Below are 21,474 nucleotides of genomic sequence, written 5' to 3'. Positions count from 1 at the left end.
TAAAGTAATTAAATAGTATATAAAAAATAAGCTGCTAAATTTTCTGCGTTATTGATAAAAATGGAGTTTGAATCAGTTTTTACATATTAAAAGAATTCTAAAATTGTAATAAGTAATTTTTATTGTTCATTTGTAAGTTGCTTTGTGTGACATTGTCCTGTAAAAGGTGTAAAGTAGTAATAATGCGATATTAAACATCGACTGAAAACAACTAAAAGGGGCAATAATATATGATAAAAAATAGTAAAAAAATAAATTTTAATAAAAATCCAGATAAAAAGGCTAATTATGCATTAAGAAAAACGACATTAGGATTGGCTTCCATAATTGTAGGGTTGACACTAGTTTCTACTAATGTTCAAATAATTCAAGCTGCTGAAGAAAGTGTAAATAATACGGAAAATATTTTGATTGAAGAAGATGTGGACATTGTAGTATCTCCTGAAGATGGAGTAGAAATGACAACTGTTGAAGCAAAACTTGATGATACATCGGAGGAAAAAACTGAAACTACGCCGAAATTTAAAACAACAGCATTAGAAGAAAAAACGGAAAAACAAATAGTTGAAGAAGAAAAAGCGAAAATATTTGAAGAATTCAAGCTCAAAGAGAATGCTTCAGCAGACTATATTAACAAAAATATTATTTGGTTAGATTATAATGGGAAGGATACGATAATTCAAGATAAAGATAATCAACCCGTTGAAATATCAACTCGAATCGTAAATAATGTTGAAGAACCCATTTTAGTGTTAAAAGAGGGGTTGAAAATAACACAATCGATTTCTGATCAATATGAAATTAGATTAAGAGTCAAAAAAGTCCAACCTTTTACTGCAACAGATGAATTCAAAAGAAGGTTAACAAATTTAGGAATAGATTATGAAACAGCATATACAGCTGAAGAAAAAATCATTTTAGAAAAAAATAGTCTCTTATGGAATCATGGATTAAATACGGAAGAAAACAACGTTATATTAAGAAATGTGGATACACCATGGTCTAATGTGTCACAATCAGATGTTGAAATTGCAAATTCAGTAATTGGATCATCAGGTGAAGCGGCTAATATCGGTGTGGAGTTTGATATAGGATTATATTTAAAAGGTGCAGCAGATACTGAAAGATTACCGCTTGATTTGGTTGCTATAGATGCAGAGGAAGCAAATTATTCTGAAGCGATAATTATGCATACAGATGGTACATCATGGAAAAAACTAAGTGAATTACAACATCCTAAATATCCAGGGTTACCTAAAGAAGCTGTAAAGAAAGAAAAACGACCATTTATTTCAACGCCAATTGACTCTAGAGAATATGATGTGCACAGACAAGATGAAGGAAGCGCAGCTTTAAATTACACTAATCTGGAAGGTAAAGAAAGTTATGTAGGAAGTGAACCAGTTAGCTTTATTGAACTCTATATGCTTTATATAAATAAGAGTGCAGATAAAACCTTTACAGTACAAGAGGCACGAGACTTAATAGAAAAAACTAAAGGAATGTATGCACCAATCAATACCATTAAAACAGAGCTTAATCTTGCTGATGAAGATTTGAAAAAAATCTATACATTTGCTAAAGACGATTTAATAGCGAATGGATCAAGTGAATGGAAGATGATAAATAATAGTATACATAGAGTTTATTTTGATACTTATAAAGATCGGTTTGAAGATTCTTCTTTAAAGCCAGCACGACGTCCTAAAGTTGGAACACCAGCAGAAGCGTGGATTGCAAGAGACAAAGATTTTGAACCATCGAGTGACGGTGGATTAGGAACGCAATGGTTTGGTCCAGTTTTAACTGCACAAGATTACCGAACAGTACCAATTGTGTATACAAGTAATCCAACAGAAGTAGGAATTTATATTAACTCTACAGGCGCTCAACAAGCCGCAATTGGATTTTATGTGAACGGTGCTTTTAGAGATCAACATGTTTATAAAACGATAGTAAAAAACTTTGATGGAACTGAAAACACTATAAAAACAGATGGTGTGATAAAAGGTAAACTCCAACAAGGTAGACCGGATATGTCTTATAATACAAGTCAAATTCCAGTTTTCAATGGAGTAGAATACAAAAATACGTTGGCAGAAGCAAAAGATGAAGGAACAGCAGTAGCTACAAGTACTGCCTCGAGTAAAGGCCAATTTAAAGTAAATGAATTATTAGAAGCTAAATACGTATATCAACGTGAAATTCAGCCTGGTCGTTTTGAGGATACACATCGGTATTATATAGAGTACGTTAATGAAAAGGGTGAACTGGTTAAGACAGAAGAATTTACTGAGCTTAAACATACAAATAAATTTCAAGAAGGATTTTCAGATGATGATAAAGGATTCAAAGCAAGTAAAGAAGAGCAAAATGATTTTATTTATCGTGATATAACGGATACAAAAGGATTAGAAGATGCTAGTTATTTTAACAAGAAAAAAGCTATAACGAATGGGCAATATGTTCCTGGAATATTGCAAGCTGTCGAGTATAATTATTTTAAAAAAGTTTTATTTGCCGGAACCTTTAAAGAAAATCATGAATATTATGATATAGAAAAAAACTTTGAAGGCAAAGAAATTAAACGAGAGAAAAATGAATTAATTTCTAAATCATCTGAAGTAATTAAAGGAAAACCGAGTGAAAAATATTCAACGTCTAAAAAAGAAGAAGAAGGTTATACATTCATAAAGACACAAGATGAAAAAGATGAACCAGTCTATGATAAAGAAAAGGGGACTCCTCAAGAAGGTAACTTCGAAATAGGTAAAAACAAAGAAATTACTTATGTCTATGAAAAAGTCGTTCAACCAGGACGTTTTGAGGATACCCATCGTTATTTTATTGAATATTATGATATGGAAAATAATTTAATCGAAAGAAAAGAAGTACCTTCATTAAAGAAAACCAATGAATTTCAAGAAGGTTTTGCAACAGAAACGTTTGAGGCAAAACAAGATGAAAAAGAAGGATTCACGTTTGACAAAATTGTTTCAACAGATAATTTGAAAGATAAAACATTTTTTAATAAAGAATCTAAAATAACACAAGGCAAGTTTGTTCCAGGAATCAAACAATTAATTGATTATGAATATGTCAAAAAAGAAGTGATTGTTGGAAAATTCCAAGAACACCACATCTATATCACACATAATGAAAATGGAAAAGAAATTAGTCGTCAAGTAGAAGAAGGAAACACAACTGAAGGAACTGAGAATGAAACCTATACAACTGGTAAGAAAGACAAACTAGGCTATACATTCTTTACGACAGAAAACCCAGTGAATAATCCAGTATTTGACAAAGACGGTAAGGAAGTACCGGGTAAATATGTACCAGGTATGAAACAAGAAATTACGTATGTGTATAAACGTACAGTGAAGACAGAAACACCAAAGACAGAAACACCAAAGACAGAAACACCAAAGACAGAAACACCGAAGACAGAAACACCGAAGACAGAAACACCAAAGACAGAAACACCAAAAACAGAAACACCGAAAACAGAAACACCAACTAAACAAATGCAAGAAGAATTACCTCAAACCGGTGCAGTTAGTTCATTAGGAGCTGCTTTCATTGCTGTTCTTTCAGGGTTAGGATTTGCTATCCCAGGTTTTAAAAAAGAAGAAAAAGAATAATTCAAAAAATCATGGGGAATGATTGTTCAGTGAAATAACCAAATCATTACTATGAGAATTGATGCTTTCAAGGCTTAGTTCATACACTAAACCTTGGAAGCATTTTTATATATTGGATTTCAACCATAATAAAAAGAAGAACAATCGATAAGTTCTACTTGACATAACAGCTTGATATGAGTAATATTTAATGTAACCTTAATCAAAACATTAAATTAATAAGTAAATCTGACTGAGAAGGAAAGTAAGCTCGAATGCTTAATAGAGAGGCGTTGTTAGGTGGAAAACGCTAAGTTCAGACGAGTTGAAAATGGCCTTTTAGGATAAGTTGTCGATAAGTAGGTAACTTCGGAAGCTCTCACCGTTAAAAGAGAAACCAATCTCACGACTAATTAGTTCATGACGTTGGGCTGAGGGAAGTTCGCTTCCGAATAAAGGTGGTACCACGAAAATATATTCGTCCTTTTACTAGATAACTAGTGAAAGGACTTTTTTTAATCAAAAATACGAGGAAAAGAATGAGAAGGAGTGTGACAAATGATTGAGTTAGATCAAATAAACGTAACCTTTCAAACGGATAAAAAGACCGTGCATGCAGTAAAGGACGTTTCTTTAACAATTCAAGCAGGTGAAATATTTGGAATTGTTGGCTATTCTGGAGCTGGAAAAAGTACGTTAGTTCGTGTTATTAATTTATTACAACGACCAAGTAGCGGTACCGTTCGTATTGGCGATACGGATATGACACAATTAAAGGCGCAGGAATTACGTGAAAAACGTCGTAAAATTGGTATGATTTTTCAACATTTCAATTTAATGAATAGTTTAAATGTTGTAAGTAATGTGGCTTTTCCATTGAAAAAAAGTGGATTGACTAAAAAAGAACAAGAAGAAAAAGCGTTACAATTACTAGATTTGGTTGGCTTAAAAGATAAGACCAAAAGTTATCCTAGCCAACTATCAGGAGGACAAAAGCAACGCGTAGCGATTGCGCGCGCACTAGCAAATGATCCAGAAATTTTATTATGTGACGAAGCAACTAGTGCATTAGATCCTCAAACAACAAATCAAATTTTGAAATTGCTTAAACGATTAAATCAACAGTTAAACCTAACAATCGTTATGATTACACATGAAATGCAAGTCGTTAAAGAAATCTGTCATCGTGTAGCTGTGATGGAAGCGGGACAAGTAATTGAATTGGGAGATAGTGTGACGATTTTCAGTCAACCAAAGAAAGAATTAACCCAACAGTTTATCCAAACAGCAACTCATATGGATCAAGCATTGGAAACAATTATTACGAATCAAACAGTAGCACAGTTAAGTGAGGATGCACAATTAGTTGAACTTAAATATGTTGGTGAAACAACGAGTGAGCCATTAATTCAAGATTTATACAAGCGGTTTGATGTATCAACAAATATTTTATACGGTAATATTGAAATGATTCAAGGTATTCCAGTAGGGCGTCTCATGGTGACTATTGCAGGAACATCGGAGCAACGACAAGCTGCTTTTAATTACTTAAAGGCAAACGATGTGACAACAACAATTATTGATATTCAAGCAGTTGAATTAGCAATGAAGAAACAAGAGGAGGTGGATCGTTTTGAATCTATTTAATCAATTATTACCGAATGTCCTTCCTATTTGGAGTGAGATTATGCAGGCGTTATGGGAAACCATCTATATGTCGATATGGACATGTATTATTGCGGGAGTACTTGGAACTGTAATTGGAGTATGTATGTTAGTAACGCGTCCTGGCGGTTTATTGGAACGTCCAATGCTTTATCGCGTGTTGGATCAATTTGTTAACATGACACGAGCGATTCCATTTATTATTTTATTGGCTTTACTTGTTACAATCACTCGTTTGATTGTAGGAACGGCAATCGGGGCAACTGCTGCACTCGTACCTTTAGTGGCAGGAACGACGCCATTTTTTGCTCGTCAAATCGAGAATGCTTTGCTAGAAGTGGATCCAGGAGTCATTGAAGCAGCACAATCAATGGGCCTAAGTCCCGCTGAAATTGTATGTCGCGTTTATTTACGTGAAGGCTTACCCGGAATTATTCGTGCCTTTGCATTGACGATTATTAATGTTATTGGTTTAACGGCAATGGCTGGAGCTGTTGGGGCAGGTGGTCTTGGGAATTTAGCGATTTTAAGAGGGTATAATCGGTATCAAACAGATGTGACAATCGTAACGACCGCTATGATTTTGCTAATTGTTTTTGTGACACAAGAAGTTAGTAATCGAATTTTAAAACGGATTGAACATTAGAAAGGAAGAAGCATATGAAACGATGGAAAAAAGTTGTGAAAAGTATATTAAGTATCGGCGTAATCACTTGCTTAGCCGCTTGTGGTAGTCAAGGCACACAAGCGAAGGATGCCAAATTGGGAGACGCTGTGACAGTGAAATTAGGTGTCATGGGAGCTAATACAGATGTTTGGGATGATGTGAAAGAACGTTTGAAAGATGAAAATATAACATTAGAATATGTCAATTTCTCAGATTATAATCAACCGAATCGTGCACTAGCGGATGGATCGATTGATTTAAATGCATTTCAACATCAATTCTTTTTAGATAATTATAATGAAGAACACGGCACACAAATCGTTTCGATTGGCCAAACAATTAATGAACCAATGGGCATATACTCAGAACAAGTAAAAGAAATAAAACAACTTAAAAAAGGCGCCAAAGTAGCTATTCCAAATGATGTGACAAACGGTGGGCGCGCGCTTTTATTACTTCAAACAGCTGGTTTAATCGAGTTGGATCAAGCGGCTGGTCAAACGCCAACAATCAAAGATATTAAGAATAATAAGAAACAAATTGAAGTAGTGGAATTAGATGCTTCTCAAACAGCTCGCGCGTTAAATGATGTGGATATTGCCGTAGTTAATAGTGATGTCGCTGTTGATGCTGGATTTATTCCGGCAAAAGATGCAATCTTTTTAGAAGAAGTGAACGAAGATGCACGACCATATATTAATATTATTGCGTCACGTGATGAAGACAAAGATAACCCAATTTATAAGAAAATTGTTGAAGTTTATCAAACAGATGAAACCATTAAAGTGATTGAGCAAACATCAAAAGGTTCTCAAATCCCTGCATGGAAATCATTTAAATAAATATTTTTAGAGAATGAAAAATCCCGCCGACTTCTTGTGTTACGCAAGAAGTTGACGGGATTATTTTATTTTTGAATGGTTAAAGCATTAAGTTGTTCGTTAATCGCTGTTAAATCTGCTTGTGCTTCAAGTAATGCGGCTGCAGTATAGGCACCTTCAACAACAGGCACAGAGTAGATGGTCATCTCTTTTTCAGTCATATCGCTAACCATGTCTAAGTTCATTCGTGCACTTCCTAAATCAAAGAAGGTTAACAAAGTATGAGATGGATTCGATTCAACCGCCTCCATCACTTTTTCAAAACTAGTACCAATATCGCCATCTTCTGTTCCACCAACAGCGGAAATAGCAACATTCGGTGCGACTTCTTTAATGAGTTGTTCAATCCCCTGCGCAATTAATTCAGAGTGAGATACAATGATAATCCCTATTTCATTCATAAGAAACTCCTTTCCTATTTAATGTTAAATCGTACGAATCAAAGCGGTTAATAAGTAACCACTCGATTGACTTCCTGGATCAATGTGATTAATGGAACGGTCACCTAAATAAGAAGCACGACCTTTAGTTGCACGAATCGGTTTGGTTGCTTCAACTAATGATTGAATAGATTCTTCAGTTAATTCATCTTTTCCAAATAATTCAATAGCAGGCGCCCAAACGTCGACCATTGTTTTTTCACCTATTGTTACTTTACCACGCTTTTGAATACCGGCTAGGCCTGCTGATAATAAAGCGATGATATCCGTTGATTCTTTAGAGACTTTTGCCATTTCCATAAAAGCCGTACCATATAGCGGACCAGAAGCTCCACCAACTGAAGAAATTAAGGTCATTGCTACCTTTTTGAATAAGTCAGCAACTTGATCAAATTCGGTAGTATCGATGATTTGGATGACTTTGTCCATACCACGTGCCATATTACCACCATGATCGCCGTCGCCAATTGGTGTATCAAGTTCACTTAAATAAGCTTTGTTAGCTTGAATAAGTTGATTAAAAGTGATCAACCATTGTTTTGTTGTATTAACATCTAACATCAAAAAACTCCCTTCGTCTCTATTTACCAAGCAATGGTGTCGACAGATTCATTTAAGTAGTCCAACCAATTATCTTGTAATTTAATCATCGTCACAGACAGACCGGCCATATCAATGGCGGTCATATAGTCGCCTACTTTTTTGAATGGAATCGTCAAATGCTCGGCTTCAAAAAGTTGAGCAATATCATGAGTGAACACGAATAATTCCATTAACGGTGTAGCACCTAATCCATTCACTAGTACCCCATAAGTTTCTCCCGATTGGAAATCGAACGCGTCTTTTAATTTATGGATTAATTCTTCTGCTAAATCTTTAGATGGTTTGAGTGCTTCACGACGGTAACCAGGTTCTCCATGAATTCCGACACCATATTCCATTTCGTTATCATCTAGAACAAATCCTGGTTGTCCTACTTCTGGGACAGTAGCACCAGATAGGGCGACGCCAATGGTTTTAATTTGCGGTACTAATTGATCGGCTAAAGCTTTAATTTCCTCTAAACTAGCGCCACGACGAGCCGCAGCACCTAATATTTTATGAACTAAAATAGTACCAGCGACGCCTCGTTTTCCTTGAGTATATAGACTATCTTCAACCGCAATATCATCATCAACAACAACATAATCAACGGCAATGTCTTCCATTTCAGCTAAATCTTTAGCCATTTCAAAGTTCATAACATCACCAGAATAATTTTTAATAATTAAGAACACACCTTGCCCTTGGTCAGCAGCTTGAATGGCTTCAAATATTTGATCAGGTGTAGGAGAAGTGAAAACAGCTCCACAAACGGCCGCACTTAGCATGCCATCGCCAACAAAGCCAGCATGAGAAGGTTCATGACCACTACCGCCTCCGCTAATTAACGCGACTTGTGGTTGTTTGAATTCTTTTTGAATGATTACATCAGCTTGTGGTAATTTTTTGATTTTATCACTATATGCATACGCTAAACCAGCTAGCATATCTTGTACAACCTGTTCAGGTTTATTAATAATTTTTTTCATCAAATCCCTCGCCTTCTGTTGATAATTCTATTATAGAAAACGCTTTATCAGATTGAAAGTAAAACGATTCTATTTGAAGCAAACCACTAAAAAATTGAGTGGATAAGGGATTAAGAAAAATATACTTCCCTGTATTACGCGAAAATGTGTAGGAAGTTGTGGACCAGAAGAAAGGCATTAGTCTAAATAAAGGGCGGCTAAAAAGGTACCAATTGAATTAAATATTGCGTATAATAAGGGGAATATAATACTTGAATGATTGCGCCACGATTTATTGAATCGTATGTGTGGAATGCGTTAATATAAATAGTAATGAGTCAGAGTAACAATATAAACAGCTAAGAATAAAATGAATGATTTATATAGAAAGAAGTGGATAGTGTGCGTATTTTAGCGATTGAATCATCGAACCGAACATTAAGTGTAGCGTTGATGGAAAATCAAAAATTATTAGCAGAGTGGACGGTCAATGAAAAATTACAACATGCAACGGAACTGATGCCAGCCATTGAACGGGTGTGTCAAGTGACGCAAACAGCCCCACAAGCGATTGAACAAATCGTAGTAGCGAAAGGTCCTGGATCGTATACGGGATTACGAATTGGAGGAACCGCGGCTAAAATCATGGCCGATGTACTTCGCGTCCCTTTAATTCCCGTCTCCAGTTTAGCGGTTTTAGCGGGCAATGCGTTAGCGCGTGTGAGTTCGTCAGATGTATTAATAGTGCCTTATATGGATGCACGTCGCGAAGCCGTTTATACGGGCGCATATCGCTATGAAAACGAACAACTTATTAATGTTATTCCAGATCAATATGTGACCCGTGAAGAATGGATTAATCAATTAAAGGAACAACAAGCACCACTTTATTTTGTAGGTGAACATCCAGAGTGGTTCGAGGCGAACTTTGAAGTGGCACAACACCATCTAACGGTGGATGCGTATCCTAAAGCTCATCACTTAGTTCAGCTGAGTTATCAAGAACAAGCAGTGGATCCGAAAACGTTTGTGCCAGATTATTTAAAGACAGTTGAAGCGGAAGAAAAATGGCAACAAAGTCATCCGAATTTAGTGGTAAATGAGTATGTTCGATACGTTTAAAGCATATATTAAAAAAATGAATGATCAAATGAATCGTGCGGTAGAACAAGTTATTCCACCTGATGTTGTGGGGGGAACAGTTTCAGAAACGTATCCTTATGTGGAAAGAGTGGTTCAAATCAGGGATAAAAAGTTTTTGATTCGTCGCTATATGCCAGGTGATTTGCCACAGTACGTCACCATTGAACAACAAGTGTATGAACCACATCCTCCGTGGGGGACAGTTGGTTTTCACCATGATTTATATCGAGTGAATACTTGCTATTATTCACTTGTCTGGAATGAACAAGTGATTGGTTATGTTGGCGTGCGCTTGGATCCCCATGAAGCACATATTACTCAAATTGCAGTACAACCAACGCACCAAGGACAAGGATTAAGTCATCTATTAATGAAAGAAGCCATACGACATGCTCAGACGTATGACGCATTGAGCATGGGGTTAGAGTGTCGTGTCACCAATCATGTTGCGATTCATTTGTATCGCGAATCAGGATTCAAACGCTTGCGTCGCTTGCCAAATTATTATCGGGCCGATCAAAGTGATGCGTATTATATGGTGAAGCCATTAAGAAATTGGCCGTTGCGTGTTGAATATCTTCCAAATGTTCAAGCGCCACAAGTTAACGAAATGGAACAAGTGATGCAATTAGCGTTTGATTCAGCACCTTGGACACACGCCATGTTAGAAGATAGCACATCATTAGCAATCAATCGGACGTTTATCGCGTATTATGCGACTTATCCCGTCGCTTGGATTATGTATCAAGTGGTTGCAGGTCAAGCAGATGTAATGTTAGTCGGTGTTTTACCAGATTTTAGACGACAAGGTATTGGATCAGCATTAGTTCGTCAATCGTTAAAGAAGTTAGCACAAGAAGAAGTACAAGAGGTCTTTTTAGAAGTTCGGGCAAGTAATCAAGCCGCGCAACAACTATATCAGTCGTTAGGATTTGTTGCGTACCATAGTCGACCGAATTATTACCAAGAACCTGTAGAGGATGCAATATTAATGAAATGGACAAAATCTACAGAAACAAATCAACCGCATAAGTAAACCATGAATGGTAGAAAGAAGGAAAAAAAGTGGTGAAAATATTAGCAATTGAAACGAGTTGTGATGAAACGAGTATAGCAGTCGTTGAAAATGGCGAAAAAATTTTGAGCAATATCGTTTTAAGCCAAGTCAAGTCACATGAACGTTTTGGTGGTGTTGTACCAGAAGTCGCTAGTCGCCATCATATTGAACGAATCAATGAAGTACTAGCGTTAGCAATGCAAGATGCAAATCTCACATATGAAGAGGTTGATGCGATTGCCGTTACCGCTGGACCAGGTCTGGTAGGTGCCTTGTTGATAGGCGTTCAAGCGGGTAAATCATTAGCTTTTGCCTTACAAAAACCGTTAATTGCGGTCAATCATATGGCTGGACATATTTACGCTAATCAATTAGTGGAGCCGTTAGAGTTTCCACTAATGAGTTTAGTAGTTAGTGGTGGACATACGGAATTAGTGTATATGAAAGATCATTTACATTTTGAAATTATTGGCGAAACACGAGATGATGCAGTCGGTGAAGCGTATGATAAGGTAGGACGAGTCTTAGGATTAAACTACCCTGCAGGTAAAGAGATGGATCAGTTAGCACATCAAGGAGAAGACACGTATCAATTCCCACGAGCCATGATGGAAGAGAATCATTATGATTTCTCGTTTAGTGGGTTAAAGAGTTCAGTCATCAATACGTTACACAATCAAGAACAGCGTGGTGAATCAGTTATTAAAGAAAATGTAGCCGCTAGTTTCCAAGCCGCTGTGGTAGAGGTATTAGTGACGAAAACAATGCGTGCATTAAAAGAGTATCCAGTGAAGCAACTAATTATCGCAGGTGGTGTAGCTGCTAATCGAGGATTACGAGAAGGCTTAACAGAAGCTTTAGAGCAATTAGATGATGCGCCACGCTTACTGATGCCGCCGTTATCATTGTGTGGAGATAATGCAGCCATGATTGGAGCCGTTGCTTATTTACAATGGCAAGCACAAGATTTTGCAGCATCGAACGTTAATGCGTATCCAGGATGGGAAATTGATCAACCACGTCCAAGTTAATCGAGTGAAAAAGAAAGAGAATGTTCAAATAATCGATACCATTATAATATAACCGAAGCGAAAAAAGAGAAGTAGGCGAGCTACTTCTCTTTTTCTATTGTGCTATTCGGGTGTGATTTGTAACTGTCTTAATTCTTGATATAACGCAAGAAATTCTTGGTGTATTTCTTTAAACAAATCATCAGGTTGGTCTTTGAGTAATTCATGAGGGAAGTATAAGCGGTGGTCGCCCCATGTTTTTCCGGCAATAGCATTCACAATTTGACTCGCTTGAGCTAATTCGGTTAATGTACCATCACTTTCGACCAGTTCAATTTGTGTTCGTTTAGTTTTTTGATGTGGACGGTAGAAATCATAAGGTAAATCATAGCTCGAATTTAATGACGTGTAATAATCTGGATTGTATCCCATAGCTTCGACTAAATGAATCATACGATCTACTCGCGCTTGATCGGTTTCATTATGATAAGCTACCGATTTGAACGGTTTACGATGTAAGAAACGACGCGCTAAATCACTTAGTACTGGATCATCCTCATCTAACCAATGTAAGAAGTACGTCGTTAGTACACCATCATCTAATCGTAAATAATCACTAAGTGTCCAATTTTTTTCAAAGAATGGAACAAGTAAGGTGGCAGAATGTTTAAGTGGATGTTCAAAATGCCCATAATTATAACTTGCACGTTCCAAAAGATGAGATAAAATCGCTTCTACTCCGCGTGATACTGGATGGAAGTAGACTTGCATATACATTTGATAACGACTTAAAATATAATCTTCTACCGCATGCATACCTGAAAAGTGAAAAGCAATACCGCCACGGTGCGGACGCATCACTCGAAGGATACGAGCTAAATCAAATCGTCCATAATTTACACCGGTATAGTAAGCATCACGAATTAAATAATCCATACGGTCCGCGTCAATTTGACTTGAAATGAGTTGAACAACTTGCGGATTAGGATATGTCTTTTCAATGACACTAGCAACCGCAGCAGGAAAGTCAGGATGGACACTAGCTAACACACGGTTCACTTCTGTTTCAGGTGATGTAATAATTTGAATAGAAATCGCTTCATGGTTCGTATTGAATATTTTTTCGAATGCGTGAGAATAAGGACCATGGCCGATATCATGTAAGAGTGCTGCGCATAACACGAGTAGGCGATTGCGATCATCCCATAACCCGTCATCTGGTGATTGGCTAGGATAATTACGTTGGAATTGATCACAAATGCGACGAGCAGTTTCATATACACCAAGCGAATGGCCAAAACGAGTATGTTCTGCACCATGGAAAATAAAGAGGGACGTACCCGTTTGTTTGATTCGTCTTAAACGTTGAAATTCTTTTGTATTAATGAGGTCAAGAATGAGTTGATGCTGTACGTGAATATGGTCGTGAATTGGATCACGAAATACTTTTTCTCTAGGTAACTCCGGACTATCAAAATACATACGCATATCTCCTTTTAATGGGACTAGATAATTTGTTGACGTTTTTCCATTTTTTCAATATAAGATGAAGCAAGTGACCAAGGAATCTGATCAAATTCAATGGTATCCACTAAACCATAAGATTGTAAGGTTTGTGCAAATTCAAGTTGGACACGTTTCATATCTAACGACTGCCCTAAAATACGCTCCAAAGAAGTCATGGAATCGGGATCAATGTTAGGGTAATGAAAAGGTGTCTCTTCTTGTTTAAGACCGGCATCATAAAAAGCTCGCATTAATTCACCACGTGTTCGTTGTGGTCCGTTGACACTTAAGTAAAACATTAAACCAATTCCCTGTTTATAACGACGTTGTGCTAAACCGGCAATTTTTAAGCCATTAATCGATAAATCATAGGTGCCCGGGCAATAGGACGTAGGAATTTCGAACGCTTGTGCATTTAAGTCATACGTAGCTAGCCACTTATTAATGAAAGAAACGAGCCATTCATAGCCTGCTTCGATACTCATCATATTAGAAGGGTTAGGTAAAATAATAGAGAAACTCAAGATCCCTTCATCCATGACAATACCTAATCCTCCAGCAGAACGAACAACTGTCGGGTAATCTGCGTCCTTTAAAACAGTTAAAGCATCATTCAAATGAGGCAGTCGTGTATCGGTCATACCTAATAATACCATCCGTTGAATAGGCCAAAAATGGATGATTCCTTCAGTCGGTTCTTGATTGACCATATTTAGAAATAAATCATCTAAAACAATAGGATAAAGAATATTTTCTTGTAATTTAGAATAAGCATTAAAAATTTTAAATGATGGGGGAATCATTAGCTCAACTACTTTCTTTTTATTGAACGACGAATATACAATTTAATCGCTGTCTTTTGTTTACATTATATCAGAAACCCATTAAAATGGGGATATTGAGAAGAAAATTATGTCTAATTCTCTCACAAAAGGAGGAAATCATGCTGCAATATGAATTAACAGATATGGGCCGACGTTTCCCCATGATTAAACGCGTGGTCATGTGTTTAGCGGGCGGTATTTTATTAAGCTTAACGTTTGTACTAACTGATTGGAATAATCAAGTTATTTTAGATCCAGCATTGGTTAAGTACCCATTAATTGCTATGTTTATTGCTGGCGTTGCTTATTGGTATTTATTTTTAACGATTAATCGAATGAAAGAAGAACAAGGATTGTTTTCTAAATTAGCAACTGGATTATTTGCCATTTTAGGCTTCAGTCAATCGCTTCGTTTTACAGAAACATCACTTGCTGCAGCGCTAGTTTACTTGATCATGGTAGTTTATTTTTATTGGCGCTATTTTAAAAAGACTCGCTCAAGAAAAATTTAAGAAAAAAAGAATTGCATTCCAATACATAGTGTGAAAAAATAGAACTGATTAATACGGTTACAATTGTATCAATTAGACGTAGTTAAAATGACAAGGAGTGAAAAAAGTGGCACAAAAACAAATGAAAAAAGCCAATCAACCATTTGTATGGTTAAAAAGAGGAACACTAGCATTAATTATAATTAATGGAATAAGTATAATCGGTACATTATATAGTTTATTTCAATCATTTTTCCCAAAGACAGAGCCGGGTATTCCTTATGCAAACGCCATGTTAGTTGATGCCCAAGCGAGTGGATATAATCGTCTAACATTAATTCTTTCGTTGATTGTTACAGTTGCATTATTCGTCTTATATATTGAGGCTAATCAACGCATGAAAGAGGAAGATTTACCGAGTTCATTTGTGTACTGGGCAGATATAGTAACCTGCGTATTGTCATTCTTTAGCATGTGGCACTTAAACGCTAGTTATGCTGGATTAGACGCGTGGAATGCACTAAACGCTCCATTGGTAGTAGCAATTATTTCAATCGCCTTCTTAGCGGGGATGCTTTATTTCCGTAAACAAGCGAGCCAAGTGATAACTTACGTCCCAACTGAAGATGAGGTTAAATGGAAAGAACGCTTCACACGATTAAAAAGTAAAGTAATGGGACGTAAAAAAGTAAAAAGAAAAGTAGTACCTCGTGGTTCAAGAGCACTTAAACAAAAAGGAGGCCAAAAATAATGGCAAAAGCAACACAAATTGCCAAGTACGCTTTAGTCGGTTTATTGACAGTATTTGCGCTGATTATTGGGATTGATGCGACTCGTACAGCTATAATGGGTGGCGCATCTAATCCATCAGATGAACAAGATTTTTATGAAGTAATGGATATATACGAACAACCACCATTGTCTACAAATGGTAAAGTAGCGAGTAATGTGGACCGTAATTATATGTTTAATCCAGAAATGGGAGAAATTGCCACTATTTATGTAAAAGACGGTCAAACAGTTCAAAAAGGTGATTTATTATTTGACTATGATAACAAAAATAGTCAAGTACTTGATCAAATTCAAGATTTAGAAGAAGAACAAACACAGTTGTATAATGAACGGTTACGTTTAATTCGAGATCGTAAACAAATGACCGGACAAGAATATAACTATGCAGGCTATCCGATTACCGGTGAAGTTTATGGTAAAGGTGCTGTCAACACAGATGGTGCAGGAGTTTCAAGTGATCAAGCGCCAACGACAACACCAGACGGTAAACCTTTAAACCCATCGATTCCTTCAACAGGAGACGCAGCCATTGATGAAGTGAACATGAAAATTAAAGAAGTAGAGAAAAAATTGATTCGTGCTCGTCGCGACCAAAAGGCAGCTGTAAAAGCAGATTATGCTGGAATTGTTTATGTGAATCAAGATGCTTTAAATAATCCAACGATGCCATTAGTTCGTTTAGTGACACAAAATTTAGTGATTAATGCAAAAGTAAGCGAATATGATTACCATGCATTAGAAGTAGAAAGTAAAGTTCATATTTATGTAAAAGCAACTGATCAAAATGTAGAAGGTAAGATTTCTGCGATTGACCAATTACCTGAGTCAAGTGCACCAACAACTGGAGGAACGACATTCCAAGCTTCAAGTGATGTGCCTGGAGGTAGTGGTGGAGGAGCGACAGACTATTCAAACCCAACTACTTATGGTTTCCAAGTGATCCCTAATGACCCAATTCATATTGGATTTTCAGTTAGCTTAGAAATACCAGTAAAAGGATTCGAAGTGCCTGAAACTGCTGTTGTAATGGAAGGCGAAGAAAATTACGTTTACCTTTATCAAGATGGCAAGGCGAAAAAAGTGAAAGTCACTCTTGAAAAACAAGGATTAAATCAAATCGTTACAAAAGGCTTAAAAGCAGGCGATCGCATCATTGTTGATCCTCATGATTTAAAATCAGGCGATACGGTAAAAGTGCAAGAACCAGTGGATGAAAGTGGGGCGAACCCAGATGATCAACTTAAGTAATATTAATAAATATTTTCCCAGTGGTGACAGTCGCTTACACGTATTAAAAGATATTAATTTAAATATTGATGAAGGTGAATTTGTGAGTGTCATGGGGCCGAGTGGTTCTGGGAAATCCACACTTATTAATGTGTTAGGTTTTTTAGATCGAAAGTTTGAAGGAAAATATGAATTCAATGGCACATCAGTAAAAGCACGGACCGATAATTTATTAGCAAAAATGCGTAATCAAACGGTTGGCTTCGTCTTTCAAGAATTCAATTTGATTCAAACCATTACAGTGGCAGATAATGTGCGGGTCCCTTTATTGTATCGAGGACAAACGGTAGCTGAAACAGAAGAACGTGTTAAAGAAGTACTAACGCGTGTCGGTCTAGGCGACCGTATGGATCACTATCCTAATCAACTATCAGGTGGACAAAAGCAACGGGTAGCGATAGCACGTGCGATTGTTAATCATCCTAAATTCATTATTGCGGATGAGCCAACCGGTGCGTTAGATACAAAGACTAGTGCAAAAATAATGGAACTCATTGATGACTTAAATAAAAATGACGGGGTAACAATTATTATGGTTACCCATGATCCTAATTTAGAGCAATTTGCTAATCATCAAATCAAAATTTTAGATGGACAAATTATTTCTGATAAGGTGGTGGCGCAGTGAAAACAAGTGTTCTAATTCGTCAAGCGCTCCATTCGTTACGACAAAATGCTAGACGCTCGATATTGACGATGTTAGGTATCATTATTGGTATCGCTGCTGTGATTACCATTATTAGTTTGGGGAAAGGGTTCCAACGTCATACTGCTAAAACGCTAACGCAAGATGATGGTGGATCAGTTTCTACAACCTTTACCTTTCAACCGACTAATTTTGACCAAGACATCCAGCAAATTCATCCATTTAATGATCGAGTATTTGAAGAAGTAAAAACCATTGAAGGTGTCGATCGAATGGAAATGATGTCACGCGACATGCCAATGGAACAATTTGGTTCGATCAAAGCGCGTAAATATGATGTAAGTGATATGTATGCCTTAATTAAAGGAAGTGGGCCACATGTTACCGTTAATCATGGACGTGGAATTACATCTTTAGACAATAAAAGGCATCATCGGGTAGCCTTAGTAGCTGATCATGCGGCAAAAGAGATGTATGGAACAGAAGAGAATAGTTTGAATAAAACCGTATCAATTGATGGAATTGATTTCACAATTATTGGGACATATTCTTATGGTGAACCAGCGATGGGGCTATCATTTAGTTTTGACTCGCCATCAAAAATTGATCCAAAGAACAGTGTAGTCAATATTCCGTTTGATACCTATATGCGTTATTTAAATCAAGATGCCGGATCCAATCTACAAGCTACTTTATATATTAAACAAGGATTTAGTTCGAAGACCGTTTCGGAAGACGTTAAAAATTATTTAAAAGCGAATGGTCCGGAACGAAATAACGGAGAGTACACTTACTTTGATATGTCTGAAATATTGGACGGTATCGGTAAAACGTTAGATACTTTAACCTACTTTGTTTCTTCAATTGCGGGTATTTCCCTCGTTATTGCCGGGGTAGGGGTGATGAATATGATGTACATTTCTGTATCGGAACGAATTAAAGAAATTGGTATTAGAAGAGCGCTAGGAGCAACGGCAAAGGACATTCAAAATCAATTTTTAATTGAAGGAATTGCCTTAACCGTATTGGGTGGAATGATTGGGTATATTCTTGGGATTACAATCGCCTTTGTGATTAGCCAATTTTTACCATTCTCGATTTATCCAGATGCGTTTACGATTATTCTTGCCATTTCTATTTCCGTATTCATTGGTGTAGTATTTAGTGTGTTCCCAGCGAAAAGTGCAGCATCTAAGAACGTGATTGATATATTGAGATAGATTGAATGAAATATTAGAAGAGTAATCAATTAATTAGCCGTCCCTTCCCCCTTTGTGGTGAGGGGATTTTTTGTGTTTCAATCATTATGACGTAAAAGGAATAAACAGCGGACGGGAGTTGTTTGTTAACGGAAACATGTTAAACTTAAAGTAAGAATAAAATGGAAAGATAAGATAAAAAATGAAAATAGTGTAGTTTATCGATTGACGAGGAGGATGGATGAAGATGAATCAAATGGCATTCAATCAATTGGCGCAAGAACTAAAAATACCCCAACGAATTGTTGTGTTAACGGGAGCGGGTATTTCAACTGCTAGTGGTATCCCCGATTTCCGTTCTAGTGGGGGATTATTTAATCAACTAAGTGGCCAGCATTATACAGGGGAAGAAGCTTTATCAATTAAATTTTTGAAAGAAAATCCGAAGTTATTTTATCAAAACTTTTTAGACCATATTTACTACCCGGATGCGCAGCCCAATCGAGCGCATGATTTTTTAGCAAAACTAGAAAAAAATGGGCATCACATACAAATTGTGACACAAAATATTGATGAATTGCATCAAAAGGCAGGAAGTTCACAAGTATACGAAGTTCATGGGAGTGCAATGCGTTTTGAAACGATGGAGGGTGAACCGGTAGATTTAAAGGATGTAACTCAACGCGATGGACTGTTAGTGAATCGGGGAGAAATCGTGCGTCCAGCAATTACCTTATATGGAGAAATGTTAGATCAACAAGTTTTGGAAGCAGCAGTATCAGCCTTTTTAACGGCAGATATTATGTTAGTGATGGGGACAAGCTTAAAAGTGTATCCAGTAGCCAGTTTGCCGAGTTATTTCACAGGAAGGTCGAGTTATCTCATTAATCGTGATCCAACACCCTATGATTCATTATTTACTGCTTGCTTTCATGAGAATATTAACACGGTAGTTAAAGCTTTAGAGAAACAATTAGAACAATAAAAAAACGAAGAACAGTTGATAAACCGTCTTCGTTTCGATAAAAGTGATGCCGAAAACAGGGGTCGAACCTGCGACCTACGCGTTACGAGTGCGTTGCTCTACCAACTGAGCTATTTCGGCGATAACATTAGTTATTATACCGAATGCACTAACGATATGTCTAGTTATTTAATTGTTTTTTTATGTTATTCATAAAATTTAGTGAGTAGAAACGAGGTGGAAGATGATTCAACGAAATTATGCCGTTATTATCGCCTTTTTAACGGTAGTCATTAGTTTAGGATTCGGCATGAAACAATGGCCAAGTGCCGGATTGGGTGTAGTGGTTGGGCTAATCAGTTTTCTTTATTTACAACAACGCGATTTAAAAAACAAAAAGGATCAACAGCATTCAATTGAACCAGAAGAACCTTATCAAGCATTTGATGAATAATGACATACACATCAAGCGAGTAACATTAATAGAACTAAAAAGAAAAGGATGATAGCAATGAAAGTAGTCTTATTAGAACCGTTAAAGGTCCCTGATGAGCGCATTCAAGCATTAGCGCAACCCATTCAGGCGCTAGGACATGAATTTGTTTATTACAATCAACGAACTACGGATCCTAAAGAATTAGCTCAACGAAGCGCTGGGGCAGACGTAGTTATTATCGGAAATACTCCGTATCCAACCGAAGTCATCGATCAAATTGAAAGCCTAAAATGCATTGATGTAGCTTTTACAGGAGTAGATCATATCGGAATATCACAAGCTAAAAATCAAGATATTATGGTCTTAAATGCAGCCGGTTATGCAAATCAGGCCGTTGCAGAGTTGGTCATTGGACTAACACTCAGTTTGTACCGTCAAATTGGTTCAAGCGATCAAGATACACGTCAAGCAGAGCAATTTCCTGGTCCATTTCAAGGGTCCGAAATAAAAGGAAAAACAGTCGGTATTGTTGGAGTAGGAAAAATTGGCTTAATGACCGCTAAATTATTTCAAGCATTTGGTGCACGCGTGATTGGTACCTCGCCACATCCTTCTGAAGAAGCGCGACAATTAGGAATAGCGTTTATGCCGTTGGAAGAATTGATGCAACAGGCTGATATTGTGTCATTACATACGCCATTAATACCAAGTACACGAAGATTAATTTCAAAAGAAAAGTTAGCCTTAATGAAAAAATCGGCTATTTTAATTAATTGCGCACGTGGCCCAGTAGTAGATAATGAAGCATTAGCCGAGGCGTTAAATACAGGGCAGATTGCTGGAGCGGGGATTGATGTGTACGGCATGGAACCACCGATTCCATCAGATTATCCGCTATTATATGCTAAACGTGCAATACTGACACCTCATATCGCCTATTTAAGTAATGAGTCGATGGAATTACGCGCACAAATTGCTTTTGATAATGCAGTTGCGTTTTTAAACGGTCATCCACAAAATGTTGTGAGTCGTTAAACCGAGTAGTAAAATCATTGACACATAGATTAATCTCTTTTATGATGAAGACAATTAAAAGATACGGGAGCTTGTAAACAGGCTGAGAGTAAGGTGTGACCTTAGACCGCTAACCTGATTTGGATAATGCCAACGTAGGGAGAATACAATGAGCGAACGTATTTTACGGGGATTACTGAATAGGTAATCTCTGTTTTTTTATATTTAAAGAAAGGAAGTGGCCAACGAAATTATTCATATACCCGTGCAAAAGATAAA

At 36.9% G+C, this 21,474-nt stretch carries 20 protein-coding genes, 1 tRNA gene, 1 riboswitch and 1 other annotated feature; of the genes, 15 read left to right on the top strand and 6 right to left on the bottom strand.

The window, feature by feature from the left end; genetic code table 11:
* The first annotated feature begins 230 nt into the window (after positions 1-230).
* The 4 genes from L866_RS0100755 (at position 231) to L866_RS0100740 (ending at position 6,797) form a co-directional block, all read left to right on the top strand.
* Complete coding sequence (locus tag L866_RS0100755) at positions 231-3,644, top strand: CshA/CshB family fibrillar adhesin-related protein (protein ID WP_025728185.1); 3,414 nt, start codon at positions 231-233, stop codon at positions 3,642-3,644.
* Between the two features lie 221 nt (positions 3,645-3,865).
* Positions 3,866-4,112, top strand: a binding site (T-box leader).
* A 69-nt stretch (positions 4,113-4,181) separates the two neighbouring features.
* Positions 4,182-5,270, top strand: a complete 1,089-nt coding sequence (locus tag L866_RS0100750) for a methionine ABC transporter ATP-binding protein (RefSeq protein WP_025728183.1) — start codon at positions 4,182-4,184, stop codon at positions 5,268-5,270.
* Positions 5,271-5,310: 40 nt separating this feature from the next.
* A complete protein-coding gene (locus tag L866_RS0100745) occupies positions 5,311-5,934 on the top strand; it encodes a methionine ABC transporter permease (protein WP_051452831.1) in 624 nt (207 codons plus the stop codon).
* Positions 5,935-5,948: 14 nt separating this feature from the next.
* Positions 5,949-6,797, top strand: a complete 849-nt coding sequence (locus L866_RS0100740) for a MetQ/NlpA family ABC transporter substrate-binding protein (protein ID WP_025728179.1) — start codon at positions 5,949-5,951, stop codon at positions 6,795-6,797.
* 65 nt (positions 6,798-6,862) lie between these two features.
* On the opposite strand, the gene dhaM is transcribed toward L866_RS0100740, so the two are convergent.
* Genes dhaM through dhaK form a run of 3 tightly spaced genes read right to left on the bottom strand, consistent with a single transcriptional unit; the run spans position 6,863 to position 8,847 of the window.
* On the bottom strand, positions 6,863-7,237 hold the full coding sequence (dhaM, locus tag L866_RS0100735; RefSeq protein ID WP_025728177.1) for a dihydroxyacetone kinase phosphoryl donor subunit DhaM: 375 nt from the start codon (positions 7,235-7,237) through the stop codon (positions 6,863-6,865).
* A gap of 24 nt (positions 7,238-7,261) precedes the next feature.
* A complete protein-coding gene (gene dhaL, locus L866_RS0100730) occupies positions 7,262-7,837 on the bottom strand; it encodes a dihydroxyacetone kinase subunit DhaL (RefSeq protein WP_025728175.1) in 576 nt (191 codons plus the stop codon).
* Between the two features lie 23 nt (positions 7,838-7,860).
* Entirely contained in the window at positions 7,861-8,847 is a 987-nt protein-coding gene (gene dhaK / locus L866_RS0100725) for a dihydroxyacetone kinase subunit DhaK (RefSeq protein ID WP_025728173.1), read from the bottom strand.
* A gap of 381 nt (positions 8,848-9,228) precedes the next feature.
* Between dhaK and tsaB the strand changes: the two genes are divergently transcribed.
* Genes tsaB through tsaD form a run of 3 tightly spaced genes read left to right on the top strand, consistent with a single transcriptional unit; the run spans position 9,229 to position 12,057 of the window.
* Complete coding sequence (gene tsaB, locus L866_RS0100720) at positions 9,229-9,948, top strand: tRNA (adenosine(37)-N6)-threonylcarbamoyltransferase complex dimerization subunit type 1 TsaB (protein ID WP_025728171.1); 720 nt, start codon at positions 9,229-9,231, stop codon at positions 9,946-9,948.
* On the top strand, positions 9,932-11,005 hold the full coding sequence (gene rimI / locus L866_RS0100715; RefSeq protein WP_025728169.1) for a ribosomal protein S18-alanine N-acetyltransferase: 1,074 nt from the start codon (positions 9,932-9,934) through the stop codon (positions 11,003-11,005). Before tsaB ends, rimI begins: the two co-directional genes overlap by 17 nt.
* Before the next feature lie 29 nt (positions 11,006-11,034).
* Positions 11,035-12,057: a tRNA (adenosine(37)-N6)-threonylcarbamoyltransferase complex transferase subunit TsaD gene (gene tsaD / locus L866_RS0100710; RefSeq protein ID WP_025728167.1), complete on the top strand. Its 1,023-nt coding sequence runs from the start codon at positions 11,035-11,037 to the stop codon at positions 12,055-12,057.
* A gap of 102 nt (positions 12,058-12,159) precedes the next feature.
* On the opposite strand, the gene L866_RS0100705 is transcribed toward tsaD, so the two are convergent.
* The gene (locus L866_RS0100705; protein WP_025728165.1) at positions 12,160-13,518 is read right to left on the bottom strand and encodes an HD domain-containing protein; all 1,359 of its coding nucleotides are present in this window, start codon (positions 13,516-13,518) and stop codon (positions 12,160-12,162) included.
* 23 nt (positions 13,519-13,541) lie between these two features.
* The gene (locus L866_RS0100700; RefSeq protein ID WP_025728163.1) at positions 13,542-14,345 is read right to left on the bottom strand and encodes a lipoate--protein ligase family protein; all 804 of its coding nucleotides are present in this window, start codon (positions 14,343-14,345) and stop codon (positions 13,542-13,544) included.
* A gap of 140 nt (positions 14,346-14,485) precedes the next feature.
* Between L866_RS0100700 and L866_RS0100695 the strand changes: the two genes are divergently transcribed.
* From L866_RS0100695 to L866_RS0100670, 6 genes are all read left to right on the top strand, one after another.
* Positions 14,486-14,878: a hypothetical protein gene (locus tag L866_RS0100695; protein WP_025728161.1), complete on the top strand. Its 393-nt coding sequence runs from the start codon at positions 14,486-14,488 to the stop codon at positions 14,876-14,878.
* Between the two features lie 106 nt (positions 14,879-14,984).
* Complete coding sequence (locus L866_RS0100690) at positions 14,985-15,608, top strand: hypothetical protein (protein ID WP_025728159.1); 624 nt, start codon at positions 14,985-14,987, stop codon at positions 15,606-15,608.
* Positions 15,608-16,897 (top strand): efflux RND transporter periplasmic adaptor subunit, encoded by a 1,290-nt coding sequence (locus L866_RS0100685; protein WP_025728158.1) that lies wholly within the window; start codon positions 15,608-15,610, stop codon positions 16,895-16,897. The genes L866_RS0100690 and L866_RS0100685 overlap by 1 nt, the downstream gene beginning before the upstream one ends.
* Positions 16,881-17,564, top strand: coding sequence for an ABC transporter ATP-binding protein (locus L866_RS0100680; RefSeq protein WP_025728156.1), 684 nt, complete (start codon positions 16,881-16,883; stop codon positions 17,562-17,564). Before L866_RS0100685 ends, L866_RS0100680 begins: the two co-directional genes overlap by 17 nt.
* Complete coding sequence (locus L866_RS0100675) at positions 17,561-18,802, top strand: ABC transporter permease (protein WP_025728154.1); 1,242 nt, start codon at positions 17,561-17,563, stop codon at positions 18,800-18,802. The genes L866_RS0100680 and L866_RS0100675 overlap by 4 nt, the downstream gene beginning before the upstream one ends.
* Before the next feature lie 226 nt (positions 18,803-19,028).
* Positions 19,029-19,766, top strand: a complete 738-nt coding sequence (locus L866_RS0100670; RefSeq protein ID WP_025728152.1) for an NAD-dependent protein deacylase — start codon at positions 19,029-19,031, stop codon at positions 19,764-19,766.
* A gap of 47 nt (positions 19,767-19,813) precedes the next feature.
* On the opposite strand, the gene L866_RS0100665 is transcribed toward L866_RS0100670, so the two are convergent.
* Positions 19,814-19,886 (bottom strand) — tRNA-Thr (locus L866_RS0100665).
* 103 nt (positions 19,887-19,989) lie between these two features.
* Here L866_RS0100665 and L866_RS0100660 point away from each other — a divergent pair.
* The gene (locus L866_RS0100660) at positions 19,990-20,199 is read left to right on the top strand and encodes a hypothetical protein (protein ID WP_025728150.1); all 210 of its coding nucleotides are present in this window, start codon (positions 19,990-19,992) and stop codon (positions 20,197-20,199) included.
* Positions 20,200-20,256: 57 nt separating this feature from the next.
* The gene (locus L866_RS0100655; RefSeq protein ID WP_025728148.1) at positions 20,257-21,216 is read left to right on the top strand and encodes a 2-hydroxyacid dehydrogenase; all 960 of its coding nucleotides are present in this window, start codon (positions 20,257-20,259) and stop codon (positions 21,214-21,216) included.
* Positions 21,217-21,269: 53 nt separating this feature from the next.
* Positions 21,270-21,374: riboswitch (TPP riboswitch) on the top strand.
* Positions 21,375-21,474 lie beyond the last annotated feature (100 nt).

This window comes from Atopobacter phocae ATCC BAA-285 (genome assembly GCF_000526675.1).
Lineage (GTDB): Bacteria > Bacillota > Bacilli > Lactobacillales > Aerococcaceae > Atopobacter > Atopobacter phocae.
Note: the sequence above shows the minus strand (reverse complement) of the source record. Positions and strands in the feature narration are given on the sequence as shown.